This window comes from Leptolyngbya sp. FACHB-36, assembly GCF_014695955.1.
Taxonomy (GTDB): Bacteria; Cyanobacteriota; Cyanobacteriia; order Leptolyngbyales; family Leptolyngbyaceae; genus FACHB-36.
Genome location: NZ_JACJPG010000648.1, coordinates 1 through 15197, shown reverse-complemented (window position 1 = coordinate 15197; position 15197 = coordinate 1). Strand labels below are relative to the sequence as shown.

The window sequence follows — 15197 nt, the reverse complement described above, 5'->3', positions numbered from 1 at the left end:
TGGGTCCGCGCCTGATAGTTGTAAAGTCCAGCGGGCAGCAGCGGTGTTCCGCGAGACATCAAGTAGAGCTCTGCCGGATACAGCCCACCTGCAGAGGGAGCGGCTCTAAGGTAGTGTGGCTCACCACCTGTTGGAACCATGCCCGTCAGTCCGTAGCTGTAGACAAGGAACTGGGAAAGCCGTCGCCACCAATCATCAACCGACCTAGAAGCACTGTGCTGATCGCCAGTTAAGTAAGGTTTCAGGTCAATGGATAACCCGATCTTGTACTCTTTGAACGGCACAGGCTGCTGGTCCCAATCCAGCGGTTTGCTTTTGGCGTTGATCGTTTCGGGGTCGTATTTCGTTCGCTCGTGGTAATGCTGGGCGATCGAGGCTGTGAGGTCCGGCATAGCAACTGAGGAGTGAAGGAGGTCCGCTTCGATCTTGCCATTTGCAGCCAGGGGTTTGCCTACTGACTTCCGCTGAGGCTGACAGCTTGTAGGCGCGATCGCCAGACTTCGTATCCTGCCCGACTCAGGTGTAGCCCATCGGTCGTTAACTCAGCACGAAGATTGCCTTGAGCATCCACAAAGTCAGGATGCAGGTCCAAATAGTTGACTCGTTCATCCTTGGCAATCTGGGCGAGTTGCTGATTCAGTGATCGAATGCGATCGTTCGAGAACGCTGCCAGACGGCTCGCCCAAGCTTCCGGAGCTGTGGTGTCTAGAAGTCGATCGCCCGCATGAGGCAAAATCGACTGCACCACAAGCTTGGAGCGGGGATGCGCCATTTTGAGGTGGCGAATAATTTCCTGCTGATTCGCCAGCAGCGTTTCCTCGCGCACGCCTCGGATCAGGTCATTGATGCCAATCATCACAAACACGGTATCTGGCTGAGTCTGGTCAAACAGCTTCAGGCGCTGCAACAGCCCTGCTGACGTTTCCCCAGAAATACCTTGATTTAGCCAGTGACGTCCCACAGGCAGCAGCTCATCGGGAAACCACAGACTGAGCGAGTCCCCCGCCAGCACGGTCAGGTGCATAGGTCGGACCTCTGCCGCCACCTTTGCCTCCCGCCCCAGCAGCGCAACCCACTGGTTGTACGTGAGCTGTAGACGGGGACCCAGCTTCGGAGTGGGCGCGGTTTGCGAAACTTCGATCGCTGAGGCATTCACCTGCAACGGCGTTGGGCTACCCCGGTTCAGCAGCAGCGTAGCCAACATCAAGAGCGCACTTGCAGCGGTAGCCAGGATAGCCCAACGAGAAATTGAAAACTGCTTAGACACAGATTGAACATTCGCGCGGTTTGAACCAGATTTTAGTAGCAAACTCTGCAAATCGCGTGCAGTTTAATGCGATCAAAAGCAATCACCTAGGGAAAGTAGCGCTAGTCAGGCGTCAGTGGTCAATTGTAAGCAGTCGAATCCAGCAGCTACGAACCACTGACCACGAACTACTGACTACAAACTACTGCTCAGCCGACTTTGCAAACGCGATTTCGCCAGGAATTTCCTCGCCGTATGCGCCTTCGCCATGCTCGTGAACGTCCAGTCCCTCGTCTTCCACCGTGGGCGACACCCGCAGGTCCATAAACAAGGACAGCAGCTTCAGGATTGCGAACGTCAGCACTGCCGCAAACACTGCCGCGATGATCACCGCAACCACCTGGGTCACAAGCTGACCAGGGTTACCGTACAGCAAGCCGTTATTGCCCGCCGCATTCACAGCTTTAGTAGCAAAGATGCCTGTCAGAACTGCTCCAACCGCACCCCCGACGCCGTGGATCGGAAAGGTATCCAGCGAGTCATCGAATTGCAGTTTTGCCTTCAGGTTTACAGCGAAGTAGCAAGCCAGACCCGTAATGGCTCCAATTGCGATCGCGGAAACGGGCGTTACAAATCCTGCTGCGGGGGTAATGCCCACCAAACCTGCGACAAAGCCGCTGCCAACGCCGATCGCCGTAGGCTTTCCTTTCAAAATCCACTCTGCGCTTGCCCATGCCAGACCCGCAGCAGATGCGGAAGTCGTCGTTGCGACGAAAGCAACCGTCGCCAGCGCTCCCGCACTCAACGCACTACCCGCGTTGAAGCCGAACCAACCAAACCACAGCAGCCCAACGCCCAGCAGCACAAACGGCACATTGTGCGGAATCACAGGCTTGACCATCCAGTCTCTACGGGGACCAATCATCCAGGCAGCCACTAGCGCGGAGATGCCAGAGCTAATGTGCACGACGGTGCCGCCCGCGAAGTCCAAAGCGCCCATCGAGCCTAGCAGTCCGCGACCCCACACCATGTGAGCCAGCGGACAGTACACGAAGGTAGACCACAGCACAATGAACCAGAAAAAGGCTTTAAAGCTGACGCGCTCGACGATCGCCCCAGACACTAGCGCCACAGTGACGATGGCGAACATCATCTGGTAGATCATGAACACCTGGTGAGGAATCGTGGGAGCATACCCGATCGGGTCAGCCGCGTCGAAGGCAACGCCGTTTAGACCCAGCCAGCCCAATCCACCTATAAACTTCTGAATCCCGTCAGCAAAGGTCTGACCTTCTGCCAGCGTCACATCAAAGCTGAGGCTGTAGCCCCACAGAATCCAGGTAACGCCGACAATCCCCATCGCAATCAAGCTCATCATCATGGTGTTGAGCACGTTGCGTGATCGGACCAACCCACCGTAGAAAAACGCTAGCCCCGGCGTCATCAAGAGTACAAAGGCAGCTGAGGTCAGCAGCCAAGCAGTGTCGCCTGTGTCTAGCTGGGGAGGTTCAGCAGCAGGTGTCTGAGCGACCGCTACCTCTGCCAGAGGTCCAGTCAGCAAACTCAGCAGCACGATCGCAATCAGGGGCAAGCCGAATGCTGCGATCAGCTTAGGAAAATTAGAACGAGATTTACCGTGCTCTAACGTGGCAAACGTTAGCCAACTCTCCCGGAGTGAATTTAGCCAGCCAGTTGAGCGGCTAGTAAGACGCCGAGCTTTTCTCGATCGCCCGTGAGGCGTAGATTTAGACATTGTTCTCAAACTTCCTTCCGAAGAACACCGAACCAACGAACAGCGCACTCAAATCAGCTAAAGCAGTGTACAGCCCATTCTTGTGGGTAGCGGATGCTGATGCCAAGCATCAATAGAGCCTGATTCACGCTGCTATCGGGTAGGCTGAGCAGCGTAAGCATCCACCAAAATGCATACCCATTTAGAGTGATTGCACCAATCTACGCCAGGTAATTCTGTAGCAAAAATAACATTTATATTTCTCTATACAATAGTTAAAGTTTTACAACCTTTTACCCTTGGACCTTCCACGCGGTAGACGCATCGTTAATCTTTTCTCGGATACTAGAGAGTGAACTGCTGAACCTAGGAAGAACGAATGCTGTCGAAGGGATTCGAGGTTGAAATTTACACAAGCACCCCTGGGGGTGACGTGGTTGGATTGTCGGACAGGATCGTAGCAGCGATCGAAGGCTTCGTCCGAGAACCTGACAGCCGTAATGTTGAGTACACTACGCCTCCCTGCTACCGCTATGAGCGCTTGCTGTGTGATTTGGTGCGCCCTCGCGTTCGCCTACGGGAGTACCTGAAACGGTTAGGCGATTACACCCTCATTCCGGGCAGCACTCTGTCGCTGGGCGGTAGTGATCACTTTCAACGCTCCGACCCTAGTAATCCCTACCACAGCTATATCGAGCAGACCTACGGGACCCGCGTAGTCACTGCCAGCATTCATATCAATGTGGGCATTAGCGAGTTAGAAACTCTGATGCGAGCCTGTCGCTTAATTCGGCTGGAGGCGCCTTTGTATCTAGCATTGAGTGCTTCGTCGCCCTTTCTAGACAGTGCAGCAACCGGATATCATTCCACGCGCTGGGGCATGTTTCCAAAAACGCCTGCTGCTGTGCCACTGTTTGAAAGTCATGCTCACTTTGTCTGCTGGACCGAGGAGCAGCTTGCCGCAGGAACCATGCAAAACGTTCGCCATCTGTGGTCCTCTGTGCGTCCGAACGGCGATCGTCGCCCCTACAACCTCAATCGGTTGGAACTCCGCATTTGCGACCTAGTTGCTGATCCAGTGGCGCTGTTAGGTATCGCCGCGCTGCTTGAAGCCCGCCTGCTACAGCTAGTGCAAAATCCCGGTCTTGACCCCTTGGAACAGAGCCAGCTTCCTGCCGCAACACGATCGCAAGATCTGGTTGATTTGGCCGATGAGAACGAAATTGCCGCTGCAAAATTTAGCCTAGATGCTCAGCTACGCCACTGGAAGGACGGCAGCGTAATTTCGGCACGGGATTGGATTGAGCAACTCTATCAAGAGAATTGGGCGATCGCAAAAACTAACGGCTTTAGCTGCTTTCTACTGCCGCTCAAGAAAATTCTGCGCGAAGGAAATGAAGCACAACGCTGGTTGAAACGTCATAGCCAGGGTGTGCCAGTTCGGCAGGTCATGCAGGAAGCAATCCAAGAGGCCGCAAACCAGGAACTGGCCCTGCAAGACGATCTCTGTCACCCCCTTGCTGCGTAAGCTACCGCCTATTCAGCTCCAGCTAAAGCTGACATGCACTTCTCAAGACAAAAAGCAAGTTGTTCTCAAAGTGCTTAACCAGTTCTTCACAAAGGCTTGAAGATAAAAGAAATCTATGATTCAAGCCTGCCCAACTTCAATAAATAAAGCAGTTCTAGACGGATGCTGAAGGTTGTTCTAGTTCACCCGCAAATTCCTCCAAACACTGGAAACATCGCTCGAACCTGTGCAGCAACTGGAACTGAGCTACATCTCGTCGGACCGCTTGGCTTTGAAATTAGCGATCGCTATCTCAAGCGGGCAGGGCTAGACTACTGGCCGTACGTGAAGCTGCACTATCACCCGTCAATTCAAGTTTTTGAAGCGGTTCGGCAGCAGCAAAACGGACGCTGGATTGGCTTTAGCACTGGAGGACGCTCTAGCTATATTCAGTTTTCATTTGCACCCGACGATTGGCTACTCTTTGGCAGTGAGACAGTCGGGTTGTCAGCCTCAATGCTGGAGGCGTGCAATGAAACCGTTCGGATTCCCATGTCGCAACCGCATGTACGCAGCTTGAACCTCTCTGTCAGCGTTGCTGTAGGACTTTTTGAGGCGCGTCGGCAATTGGGATATCTAGAATAATCTTAATTCAGGACTTTATTCCCATATGGCTATTAAGCGATAGATTGTGCTTGCTGCTGCATTAAACTCATTATTTCAGCACAAACAAAGTTGAAAATCTATGCTATTGCCCGTGCTGGCTTTGTCAGGACGCAATAAGAAATTTCTATTGAAGAGCGCATTCCTGCTTTAAGAAACACATGTACTATCTCGCGGTAGAAAAACGCGTGGATAGCTGTTTTGATGAGAATTTGCGTAGGTTGTTACATAGTCGTGCGTCTCACGATCTAAGCTGAAATGCTGGTTTCATCTCTGGTATATTGCATAGTTTCACGGTTGTTGAAGGCTAGACTTGCCTTTAATGTCTGTTAAGAAATGGTGATGTGTGTTGCTAAAGTGATTTTTTGAATCTTTGAGCAAATCTGTCTGACAAAGTCCTTAAATCGGGTGTATCTTTGCACTCAGCGCACTTCAAGAGACGCGAGTCTTTCTGAAGGGAGCGACAGCTTACGTAGATATTAATGGTGCGCCTTTACCTTGAGGCGTCAACGCTGAAAAGAGGGATTCAACCATTTTTTCAGCATTGACAGAAGCCTAAAACTCTTACCGTAAAGTCATCTATAACGTGCGATCGCAATTTCTAATGGATGTTAACTTGTCTAAATTGAGAAAGCAGGGTAATCTTGCCTAAGTGATTGCGGTCAGTGATTGGGATCACCTGCAATAGTGATTTGAATCATCGACTGGTGGTAAGTTAGATGACTCAAGGACAGTTGAACGCTGGACATTTAGGAGGTCGTTTTTTGGAACGAACATTTCCGCAGAAGGTTAAATCTGTTCCTTCCTGTGAAACCGAAGTTGACGTGCTGACAGGTCAACCCAAGCAATCTACTTCAGAGGGTAATCGGCGTGTGCGCACCTCTGCTGCTGTCATTGGTTTAGCGATTTCGGTAGGCGCTCACAGCTTGCTGATACCTGGCCCCGACGATACTGCAGTTGCGGCTGAGCCTGTGGCGAGCGAATCTACTGCTTCTTCGACAGTCGATGTCGCGATCGCCCCTGGTACAGAGACCGCTTCCAGTACCCTAACTCCTGACGCTGCTGCAACAAGCGTCGAGCACACGGTTCAGGATGGGCAAACTCTCTGGCAGCTCGCACGCTTCTATGGAGTAGATGCAGCAACGATTGCGGATGAGAACAGCATCCCAACGACGGTTGTTCTGCGTGTCGGACAGGTGCTCAAGATTCCGACTAGCAGTCGAATTGCCCGTTCCACGACTCGGCTTGATGTAGCGGTTAGCGCTGCTCCTGAGTACTACGGTATGGTTCCAAGCGCGCAGTCGCCTGCTGCACAAAGTGCGATGGCTGGCTCAGCTCGCAGCACCGATGTTGTGTTGAAGGACCAGCAGGACACTGCTCTAAGCCGTCTACAGCAAACACGGGAAAATCTTCGCCTAGGGCTTAAGCAGTTAAAAACTGTGAAACCGTCGGAGCAATTAGCAACCGCGGAGCCAACCAGCTTTTCCCAGACAGACAAAATTGCCCGGACAGACAAAATTGTCCAGACAGAATCACTTCCAACAGCGGTTTCTGCTGGCTATCGAGTCGCAGCCGGAGACACGCTTGGAGGAATTGCTAACGCTCATGGCGTTACTCAGAAGCAGTTAGCTGAGGCAAATCAGCTTTCTAATCCAAACGTCATTCGAGTGAATCAGGTATTACAGATACCTGCGGTATCTGTGAGCGATCGCGCCTCGGTCGGCTCTAGCTTGCCGCTGGGTACCTCCAGCACGTTAATCAGCCAGTCACCTGTTGCTCAGAGCGCCAGTTCGCCTAGGGCAATTACTTCGGGCAATCCCAATCTGGTTGGTTTACCCGCCGCGACTGTCGCAGGTTCTCAACGCTCTGACTCGGCCAAAGCAGTCTCCGAGCCAACAACGATTGCGCCCCTCCCCACTCTGTCCGAGAAGTCCAAGGGAGAGGTTGAGTTGAGCCGCCCAAGTGCGATCGCTCGCTCCGTTGATGATGCTTCAGTTGCCACGGCACCGTTCGTTCAGAATGGAGAGGAAGCTGCACCAAAACAGCGGTATGACTACGTTGAGAACTTGCGGCTTGAAATTGTGAAGCTGCGTGAAAAGTACAGAACAGCAAGTTCTGTACCCAGCCAGCCAACTGCAATGGTTGCGACAGCTTCGCTCAGTTCCACGACGTCACCGACTACGGCAGCATCCAACCGGGTTAATCCGGAGTTCAGTCCGAGCGGATATACAGAGTCGTTGCGGACTCAGGTTCGTAAACTGCGGCAGAACTCGGTCGAGCGCATTGAAGCGCCGATCGCTGCCGCTACCAAAGCGCCAGAGGCAGAGAAGACTGCGAAGCCGCAACTAGTTGCGGCAGCTCCACTCGGATCGCAGAACTACGAGCCATTGCTTCCCTCGTCGCTAGGGCAGATGGTGTCGCCCGATTTACCGCCGTTGGGATCAGTGGATTCTTACCTGCCAAACAGCTCAGGTAAATTTGCTGGCTACATTTGGCCCACTAAGGGTGTCTTGACCTCTGGGTACGGTTGGCGCTGGGGCCGGATGCACAAGGGAATTGACATTGCTGCACCAATTGGAACGCCTGTTGTAGCGGCGGCGTCTGGCGTTGTGATTACGGCAGGTTGGAACTCTGGTGGGTATGGGAATCTCGTTGAGGTCCAGCACCCAGACGGCAGCGTTACTCTGTACGCTCACAACGAGCGCATCTTAGTTCGTGAAGGACAACAGGTCGAGCAAGGGCAGCAGATCTCTGAGATGGGCAGCACAGGCTACAGCACAGGTCCTCACTGCCACTTTGAAGTGCATCTTCCTGGTCATGGCTCTGTTAACCCGATGGCGCACTTGCCCAGGGGTGGAGCCTAGCACGATGATCGTTCGGCGATAGAACGCGCAGGATGAGGGAGGCGATTAAGTCTCCCTCCCTGGCTTGCTGTGCTAATAGCCAATGGTGAAGTAGCAACTATTGGATTTACTATGTTAAGCTGTTAAAGCTGTACATCAAGGCTCAGTAGCTCAGTGGTTAGAGCAGGGGACTCATAAGCCCAAGGTCGCAGGTTCAAATCCCGCCTGAGCCATTTTTTCATGCAGTTAAATAACCCTGCGTTCCAGATACATAGAGAAATGCAGGGTTATTTGCCTTTAGTCAGGGTCGCTAATCCTTACCAACAACCGTTAATCAGCCCTACTTTTTAGGCAAAGTCATGATCAGCAGAATCTCTCAGCCGAATGGACAATTAAAATTGGCCGTGGGAGTTCAGATATATTCTGAAAAATAATGGGTTGGCGACAGCGTAGCCCATTTGCACGTGCTCCTAAGTTTGGTAGCTCAACCTAGACTACAGCGCTGTCGCACTCATCGCAGTGCGACAGCTTAGCGGGTGCCTCGATCCGGGCGACGGGAAATCCGATCGATGAGGCGGCGATACTGTTTTAGCGAAGCAATTTTGAGCGCTTTGCTAAACACTCATTCAGCGCGAGTTTGCTACGGCTTTCTTAAATTGTTCAAGGATGTGCTGCTTCTCAGACAAGGGAGCCATTAATCGTGAAACCCTTTCCATCATCCCAGGCATCAGACGGTTGCCCCAGACCGCAAGATAACTTTGCCATCCCACCAAGATTTCTGGTGTGCCCCTTTGTAGTCCGCGTACGAGGGCTTGAGCCACTATCTGAGGCGTAGTTGGAATCACCCAGCGAAACCACTGGAAGTTTCGCACCATATCAGTATCCGTGAGTGAGGGCAGTAAGGCGATGACTCGGATGTTGTGAACCGATAGCTCGCTCCGCAGAGCTTGCGAAAATCCCAGAATTCCGAACTTGGTTGCAGAATAAGTTGCCATTGTAGGGGCTGCAATTTTCCCCATCAGGCTGGAGACATTGACGATCGTGCCCTGTCGCTGCACTGCCATGCGTCGAGCAATCAGACGAGTGATGGTATACATTCCCATCAAATTGATGGCGATTTCCTCCTGCACCTGAGGTAATTGAGACTGTAAAAAGGGTGCTTGGTAGGCAACGCCCGCGCAGTTAACCAGCAGATGAATCGGTCCATAATCGCGCCAGGCTTGCGCGATCGCAATGTTGACTTCTCTGGGTTGAGCAAGGTCTAGAGCTAAGAGGACTGCTTCGACTCCGAAGGCTTCGATTTCGGTTGCAACTTCGACTAAGCGTGGATACGTCCGTGCAACTAAAATCAGCCGTTGAGCACCTTGATGGGCAAGTTCCAGCGCGATTGCCCGACCAATGCCACGAGACGCTCCCGTAACGAGAATCGTTTTTCCCTGAAGATTCATGCTAAGCCTCCAATAGTGAGGGTTTATAGTGCCGCCAGTTTCTGCTGAACTGAAACAGAGCTAATAACCCCAAGGTCGATCGTGATGTAGTGCTGTTGTTTGACGATCGCGACGGATGAGTGAGAAGGGTGTTAAATGTCGCGATGACTTAAATCCACAAGTGCTTTGGAATTAGCGAATAGAACGATCGCCTAGGTTTAGATCAAGCATGAGTCGTGCCCTGCTGAAAGCGAGAATCAATTTGTAATTGACCTGCACACTGTAACAACGGGATCAAGCGGCTGCAATCTTTATTAACAAGAAGCCTGAATTGTGATGATCTGATACAAGCCTCTCAGGAACGTTGCTGAGTCGGGATTGTCAGCGAGTGACTGCGTTTGCTTCTACTGTCATCTCATTCCACTGCTTCTGTAAATGATGGTTGCAACGACCAAGAAATGAGAAACCCGTCAGCCTTCTGAGTGGAGGCAATGCTGCTCTCGCTAGTGCCTATCTGTTGCTATTAGGCAGAGATGCGCTGGGGCAAGGGGCTTCAATCCAAGTGTTGAGGTGGCTGCCACTTGTAAGCTAGGTACTGCCACTCAGGTTCGATGCGTCCTAGCGATCGCTCTAGAATCGCCAATTTAACGGTTAGTAAATTCCGTGTGTTTGGATTCGTTCAATTTGAATGCGTGTCGCGTAATGTTTGTAAAGCTCGTACCCCTTTACCCTTTCTAGGAAGTTGATGCAACTCTTTGAAATCTGGGATGCAACTCTTTGAAATTTGGATGGAAGAGGAGGCTACGTTGATATGCTGACTTCGGCTGCGCTTACGCTGCCTCTGCTGACTCACTTAGTGCCAGAATGTTTCGGATTGTTTCGAGTGCCAACCCCGGCGGCAAATGGTTCTCCACTCCGTAGTAGAGTGAATAGCAACAAAGCCGTATGAGTTGACACTTAAGAACAAAAGGAAAACACACTCATGGTTCAACGCGGTTCTAAAGTCAGAATTCTCCGCAAAGAGTCCTACTGGTTTCAAGATGTCGGCACTGTCGCATCTATTGACCAGAGCGGAATCAAGTATCCAGTCATCGTTCGCTTCGATCGCGTAAACTACGCAGGCGTCAACACCAATAATTTCGCTCAAGGCGAAGTGTTGGAAGTCGAACCGCCTAAGAAGAAGGCCGGCGGTCGTCCGACTGGCACGGATACTCCCATCGACGAACGCGCACGCAAGACGGGTTCTGGCGTCAAGTCTCCCAATCAGGCAGCCCCGACGTCAGGAACTCAGGAATCAGGTAACAGCGATCCGCTGGTAGAAGGTGGCGGTAACCAGGGAACTGAAAAGCGCTAAGGTAGAACTGACGCGCTAACGTCCGCTGTGCCGGAATTACCTGAGGTTGAAACAGTTCGGCGGGGTCTAAATCATGTGACTCTGCATCAAACAATTCTGGGTGGGCAAGTGTTGCTTAATCGCACCATTGCCCACCCTCTTTCTGTGCCAGAGTTTCTGGTGGGATTGCAAGAGACTGCGATCGCTCAGTGGCACCGACGCGGTAAATACCTGCTGGCAGAACTCTTCACGCCGGACTCCCCGGCTGGCTGGCTTGGTGTTCATCTCCGCATGACTGGACAACTGCTGTGGCTTGACCAAGCGGAACCGCTGCAAAAACACGCGCGAGTTCGCTTATTCTTCGCAGGTAATAAAGAGCTGCGGTTTGTGGATCAGCGGACCTTTGGCCAGATGTGGTGGGTGCCACCCGATCAACCGCCTGAGCACGTGATTACCGGACTACAACAGCTGGGACCCGAACCCTTTTCGGACGAGTTTTCCGTCAGCTACTTAGAGGAGCAGCTACGGCAGAGGCGGCGTCCGATTAAGAATGCGCTACTCGATCAGGCTTTGGTCGCAGGTGTTGGCAACATCTACGCGGATGAAGCGCTGTTTCTCAGTGGCATTCACCCCCAAACGCTGTGTACCGAGCTAGAGCGATCGCAGATTGAGCGGTTGCGCCAGACCCTGCTCCAAGTGCTCCAAGCAAGCATTGACGCCAGAGGCACTACTATCAGCACCTTCCGCGATGTCGAAGGCGTAAACGGGAACTACGGCGGGATGGCATGGGTCTACGCCCGTAATGGAGAACACTGCCGCACCTGTGACACAATCATTCAACGGCTTAAATTGGCAGGACGATCGGCGCACTTTTGCCCAAGCTGTCAGCCCTCGGCAATGTTGACGCGTCTTCGTCAGAGTGAATGAACTCTAAGCTGGCTGAAAGCTAAGTCATTGGTTTTCTAAGCGACTATTTACGCAAACTTCATAAGCCAATAAAGATTTCGCAATTTCGCGCTCGCTTCCCGAAATGCCCCGTGACGATCGTGAAGTCAGCCGCACAAATTTTCTCAGGGATCTACTCATCGTATTTGTTGCTTCTGTCTGCTAGCACTGAGTCACGAATCAATTAAGGAGGAACCCCTGCATGACCAGCGACAATCTGGCTCGTCTGGATGGTCGATCGACGCGCTCTGGCAAACTAGAACAACTGGGCACAGCTGCCTTGCTGTTGAGTTGGCTGCTGTTGAATTGGACCACGCTGAACTGGCTGATTCAGACCGCTCAGGAAATTTCGCTGTTTAATCAAGCCATGCTGCTAGCTGGGGTTGCACTCCTAGTGATTCAGGGCGTGCGTCATCGACAGCAGTTCCGCGTCTCGACGGTCCCGATTCTCCGCTGGGGTCCGCTGCTCTTGCTAGTTAGCAGCGCGATCGGAACGATTGTCACTCGCTGGGTGCTCATCCTGGAGCAAGTGCCTATCGTGCTAGCGCTGTTGAGCGCATACGGGCTGCTGGGACTGTTTCTAGACTCTGCTACCTGGCGGAAAGGATTACCGATCGGGGCTGCGATCGCTCTGATTTTGCCCTTTGGCGTGCAGTTCACTAGCGGACTAGGATTTCCAGCCCGCATTCTCACCGCCCACGTCGTTGAGTTCCTTCTAAAAACCTGGAACGTTGCGGCGCTGTCTTCAGAAGACATCATTGTTCTCGACACCGGAATTGCACAGGTAGATTTTCCCTGTAGCGGGTTGAGGAGTTTGTGGACAGGCACGCTGTTTTTGCTAACAGTGACTTGGTTAGAACGGCGACGGTTCGGACTGCGCTGGCTGATGGTGTTTGTCGCAAACTTGGGGATTTTGGCATTTGCCAACGTCGCCCGAGTTCTGACGATGGTTCTGCTGGTGCAGGTGTGGAATCAGCCTGCTCTGGCAGACATGTTGCACATGCCTTTAGGCGTGATCGCGTTTATCGCGGCTTGCGGTTTTACGCTCGGACTTCTGCGCTGGGTGCCACGGAGCCAGGCTGCTCAAAGTCGAGGCGATCGCGATGATTCAAAACTCATTTCTAATTCAACATTTCCTTTCCTTCTCGCCGCCTGCCTGTTAGCCCTCACGCTCGTTCCCCATCCGCCTGCTCCTACAGTGCCCGACGTGACGAAGCTGCATTGGTCGATCGCGGCGCAACTCCAAACCATTCCGCTGACGCCCGTTGAGCAACGCTTTTTTGCCACACATCCCGGTGTGGTAGTGCACAAGCAGCGGTTCGATTACCAAGGATCGACCGGATCGATTTTGCTAGTCGCGAGTCCCAGTTTGCAGGTGCACCACGCCCCAGAACTCTGTCTAATTGGTAGTGGGTTTCACCTAGATCACATTGCTCCACAGCAATTTGCGGCGGGACCCTTGACGCGCTGGCTATCGCTGAACGACAAAACGCACACGGCTGTCTACTGGTTTCAATCACCGAACCAAACAACAGGAGACTTTCTGACTCGATTTTGGCAAGAAGCCTCACGGCAGCAGTCGTCCTGGACACTGGTTTCGATCCTATTTGACCAATTTCATAGTGCTGATGACCCAACGCTGCAAGTCTTAGTGGCGGACATTTACCGATCGCTCGGTCAGACCTTGCAAAAGTCCTGATTGGCTTGTCTGCGCTGTCGCTTATCCACAAAGTCATGAATACTTTATTCGCCATTTTCTTCTGGACGTTCAATACAACGCTGCTGCTGATTGTTTACCTGGGAGTGCTGCCTTTTTCGGGGCTGGGGCTCCTGGTAGATGCCGCTACGGGGCGGGTGCCGCTCAATTTTCTCCTCACGTTTTTTGGCTTGGTTGGAGTTCCGACGACCTGCGTAATTGCAGGTTGGCGGACCCAAGTGCGACAGCCGACAACGCTATTTGAGCTGTTTTACGGGATCGAAGCACCGTTGTTAATGGTCTGCATCGCCCGGTTTTTTTGGCTGCGTGATCTCACACCGCTGACGACGTTTCTGCTGCTGGTGCTGGTGGTTGGCACGATCGCGACAGGTCACTGGCTGCTTAGTCGGTGCGACGATCCGAAGCAGGTTAGCCTGTGGCATCTAGCGGGTCAAACGCTGGTGCTGACGATCGCGATCTATTTCATGGCAATCGCTGCCTTCTATGCGCCGCCTGCGATCGTAGTCTTAGTGCCCGCGCTGCCAACCCTGCTGCCCTATGCCATCGGACTGCTGCCCTTGACGGTTCTGGTTGCAGGCTTGTGCACGCTGCCGTTTGGCACAGCGCTGATGTATGCCCGATCGCTAGACAGCACTCTGAGGCAATTAGGAAATCGCTACGGAGCATGGCAGATCTGGGCGTTCATGACCGCTGTTTTGGCTGGCGGGTTGGGAGTGTTCTTGCTGTTGCAGCAGCAGCCTCAGATTGAAACCTTTCGCCTACTGGATCCTGCACCACAGAGCGATCGAGAGCGACAGGCAGTGCTGCAAAAGTCGGACACGATTCGCAGGGGCTTACTCAATGCCTATCTGTCTCCCTACCGCTATCCACGATCGGGCGATCGCAACGAGATGGGTAGTCTCTACCAAAGCACGCTGCATCTCTCGAAGGCTACAGCACAGGAGGTTCAGAACGGATTTAACCTTCTGATGGCTCCGTTCACCTACCAGGGCACCGCGGCAGACGTTGACAAAGCGGCCCAACTCTACGCCCAGTTTTTCGATACGCCGATTCTGCGAGGAGAACAGCCTGCGATTCAAAAAGCTTTGCAGTCCACGTTCAATCGGAGCGAGGCACAAGCAGGACTGGATGATATCAACCAGAAGCGAGTGTGGCTGGAAGAGCAGCGCATCACCGTCACGCCGCAGGGAGACTGGGCGGACGTGGAAATTTATGAGGTGTACGAGAACAAAACCGCTGCGCCTGAGGAAGTGCTTTACTACTTCTCGCTGCCAGAAAGCGCCGCGATTACTGGCGTGTGGCTGAGCGATGAAGCAAAGGTGCCTAAGAAGTATCCGTTTACCATTTCGCCGCGCGGAGCTGCTCAGCAGGTCTACAACAATCAGGTGCGCCAGAGCGTCGATCCAGCACTGCTAGAGCAGGTGGGTCCCCAGCAGTACCGTCTGAGAGCGTTTCCAGTGCCCGTTATGCAGCGATCCCGATCCTTAAATTTGATGGAGCAGCCGAAGCTGTATCTTTGGCTGCGCTATAAGGTGCTGAAGCAATCATCGGGTTGGCAATTGCCTGAACTACGGGAGCAGCGCAATATCTTCTGGACGAGCGCGACCAAGCGGCAGATTAACGGTAAGACCGTCGGCGCCTCCGATCGATGGCTCCCGGCAACGCTTCCAGCGGAGAACACACCGCCCACTACCCATCAGATGACTCTACCTTGGGGTGCTCATGTGCTAGCAGCGCCCGTTGCGCAGACCGACTACCAACTGCCACGCGGCAAGCGATTTGCG

At 53.0% G+C, this 15197-nt stretch carries 10 protein-coding genes, 1 tRNA gene and 1 pseudogene; 8 read left to right on the top strand and 4 right to left on the bottom strand.

Going from position 1 to position 15197, the window contains the following annotated elements:
* The 3 genes and pseudogenes from H6F43_RS20010 to H6F43_RS20000 form a co-directional block, all read right to left on the bottom strand.
* Positions 1-392: pseudogene (locus H6F43_RS20010) on the bottom strand (SagB-type dehydrogenase domain-containing protein); the annotation flags it as partial.
* Between the two features lie 59 nt (positions 393-451).
* Positions 452-1204 carry an SGNH/GDSL hydrolase family protein gene (locus H6F43_RS20005; RefSeq protein WP_190344768.1) on the bottom strand — a complete coding sequence of 251 codons (753 nt, stop codon included), beginning with the start codon at positions 1202-1204 and terminating at the stop codon, positions 452-454.
* A gap of 244 nt (positions 1205-1448) precedes the next feature.
* A complete protein-coding gene (locus tag H6F43_RS20000; RefSeq protein WP_190344766.1) occupies positions 1449-2999 on the bottom strand; it encodes an ammonium transporter in 1551 nt (516 codons plus the stop codon).
* A 358-nt stretch (positions 3000-3357) separates the two neighbouring features.
* On the opposite strand from H6F43_RS20000, the gene gshA reads away from it, so the two are divergent.
* The 4 genes from gshA to H6F43_RS19980 all read left to right on the top strand — a co-directional run bounded on the left by gshA (position 3358) and on the right by H6F43_RS19980 (position 8224).
* Positions 3358-4506, top strand: coding sequence for a glutamate--cysteine ligase (gshA, locus tag H6F43_RS19995; RefSeq protein ID WP_190344764.1), 1149 nt, complete (start codon positions 3358-3360; stop codon positions 4504-4506).
* A gap of 162 nt (positions 4507-4668) precedes the next feature.
* On the top strand, positions 4669-5130 hold the full coding sequence (locus tag H6F43_RS19990) for a tRNA (cytidine(34)-2'-O)-methyltransferase (protein WP_190344762.1): 462 nt from the start codon (positions 4669-4671) through the stop codon (positions 5128-5130).
* 782 nt (positions 5131-5912) lie between these two features.
* Positions 5913-8012 (top strand): peptidoglycan DD-metalloendopeptidase family protein, encoded by a 2100-nt coding sequence (locus H6F43_RS19985; RefSeq protein WP_190344760.1) that lies wholly within the window; start codon positions 5913-5915, stop codon positions 8010-8012.
* A 139-nt stretch (positions 8013-8151) separates the two neighbouring features.
* A tRNA-Met gene (locus tag H6F43_RS19980) sits at positions 8152-8224 on the top strand.
* A 393-nt stretch (positions 8225-8617) separates the two neighbouring features.
* Here the strand turns inward: H6F43_RS19980 and H6F43_RS19975 are convergent.
* On the bottom strand, positions 8618-9439 hold the full coding sequence (locus H6F43_RS19975; protein ID WP_190344758.1) for an SDR family NAD(P)-dependent oxidoreductase: 822 nt from the start codon (positions 9437-9439) through the stop codon (positions 8618-8620).
* Between the two features lie 961 nt (positions 9440-10400).
* Between H6F43_RS19975 and H6F43_RS23250 the strand changes: the two genes are divergently transcribed.
* The 4 genes from H6F43_RS23250 to H6F43_RS19955 all read left to right on the top strand — a co-directional run.
* Positions 10401-10772 (top strand): photosystem I reaction center subunit IV, encoded by a 372-nt coding sequence (locus tag H6F43_RS23250; RefSeq protein ID WP_190344756.1) that lies wholly within the window; start codon positions 10401-10403, stop codon positions 10770-10772.
* Positions 10773-10799: 27 nt separating this feature from the next.
* On the top strand, positions 10800-11678 hold the full coding sequence (locus H6F43_RS19965) for a DNA-formamidopyrimidine glycosylase (RefSeq protein ID WP_190344754.1): 879 nt from the start codon (positions 10800-10802) through the stop codon (positions 11676-11678).
* A gap of 220 nt (positions 11679-11898) precedes the next feature.
* The gene (gene xrtO / locus H6F43_RS19960; protein ID WP_190344752.1) at positions 11899-13395 is read left to right on the top strand and encodes an exosortase O; all 1497 of its coding nucleotides are present in this window, start codon (positions 11899-11901) and stop codon (positions 13393-13395) included.
* A 35-nt stretch (positions 13396-13430) separates the two neighbouring features.
* Positions 13431-15197 (top strand): TIGR02921 family PEP-CTERM protein (locus H6F43_RS19955; RefSeq protein WP_190344750.1); only part of this gene is annotated, 1767 nt, incomplete at its 3' end.

Bases quoted from the DNA above. Each gene is read 5' to 3' on its own strand.
- H6F43_RS20005 (WP_190344768.1), bottom strand. From the start codon at position 1,204: ATGTTGGCTACGCTGCTGCTGAACCGGGGTAGCCCAACGCCGTTGCAG.
- H6F43_RS20000 (WP_190344766.1), bottom strand. From the start codon at position 2,999: ATGTCTAAATCTACGCCTCACGGGCGATCGAGAAAAGCTCGGCGTCTT.
- gshA (WP_190344764.1), top strand. From the start codon at position 3,358: ATGCTGTCGAAGGGATTCGAGGTTGAAATTTACACAAGCACCCCTGGG.
- H6F43_RS19990 (WP_190344762.1), top strand. From the start codon at position 4,669: ATGCTGAAGGTTGTTCTAGTTCACCCGCAAATTCCTCCAAACACTGGA.
- H6F43_RS19975 (WP_190344758.1), bottom strand. From the start codon at position 9,439: ATGAATCTTCAGGGAAAAACGATTCTCGTTACGGGAGCGTCTCGTGGC.
- H6F43_RS23250 (WP_190344756.1), top strand. From the start codon at position 10,401: ATGGTTCAACGCGGTTCTAAAGTCAGAATTCTCCGCAAAGAGTCCTAC.
- xrtO (WP_190344752.1), top strand. From the start codon at position 11,899: ATGACCAGCGACAATCTGGCTCGTCTGGATGGTCGATCGACGCGCTCT.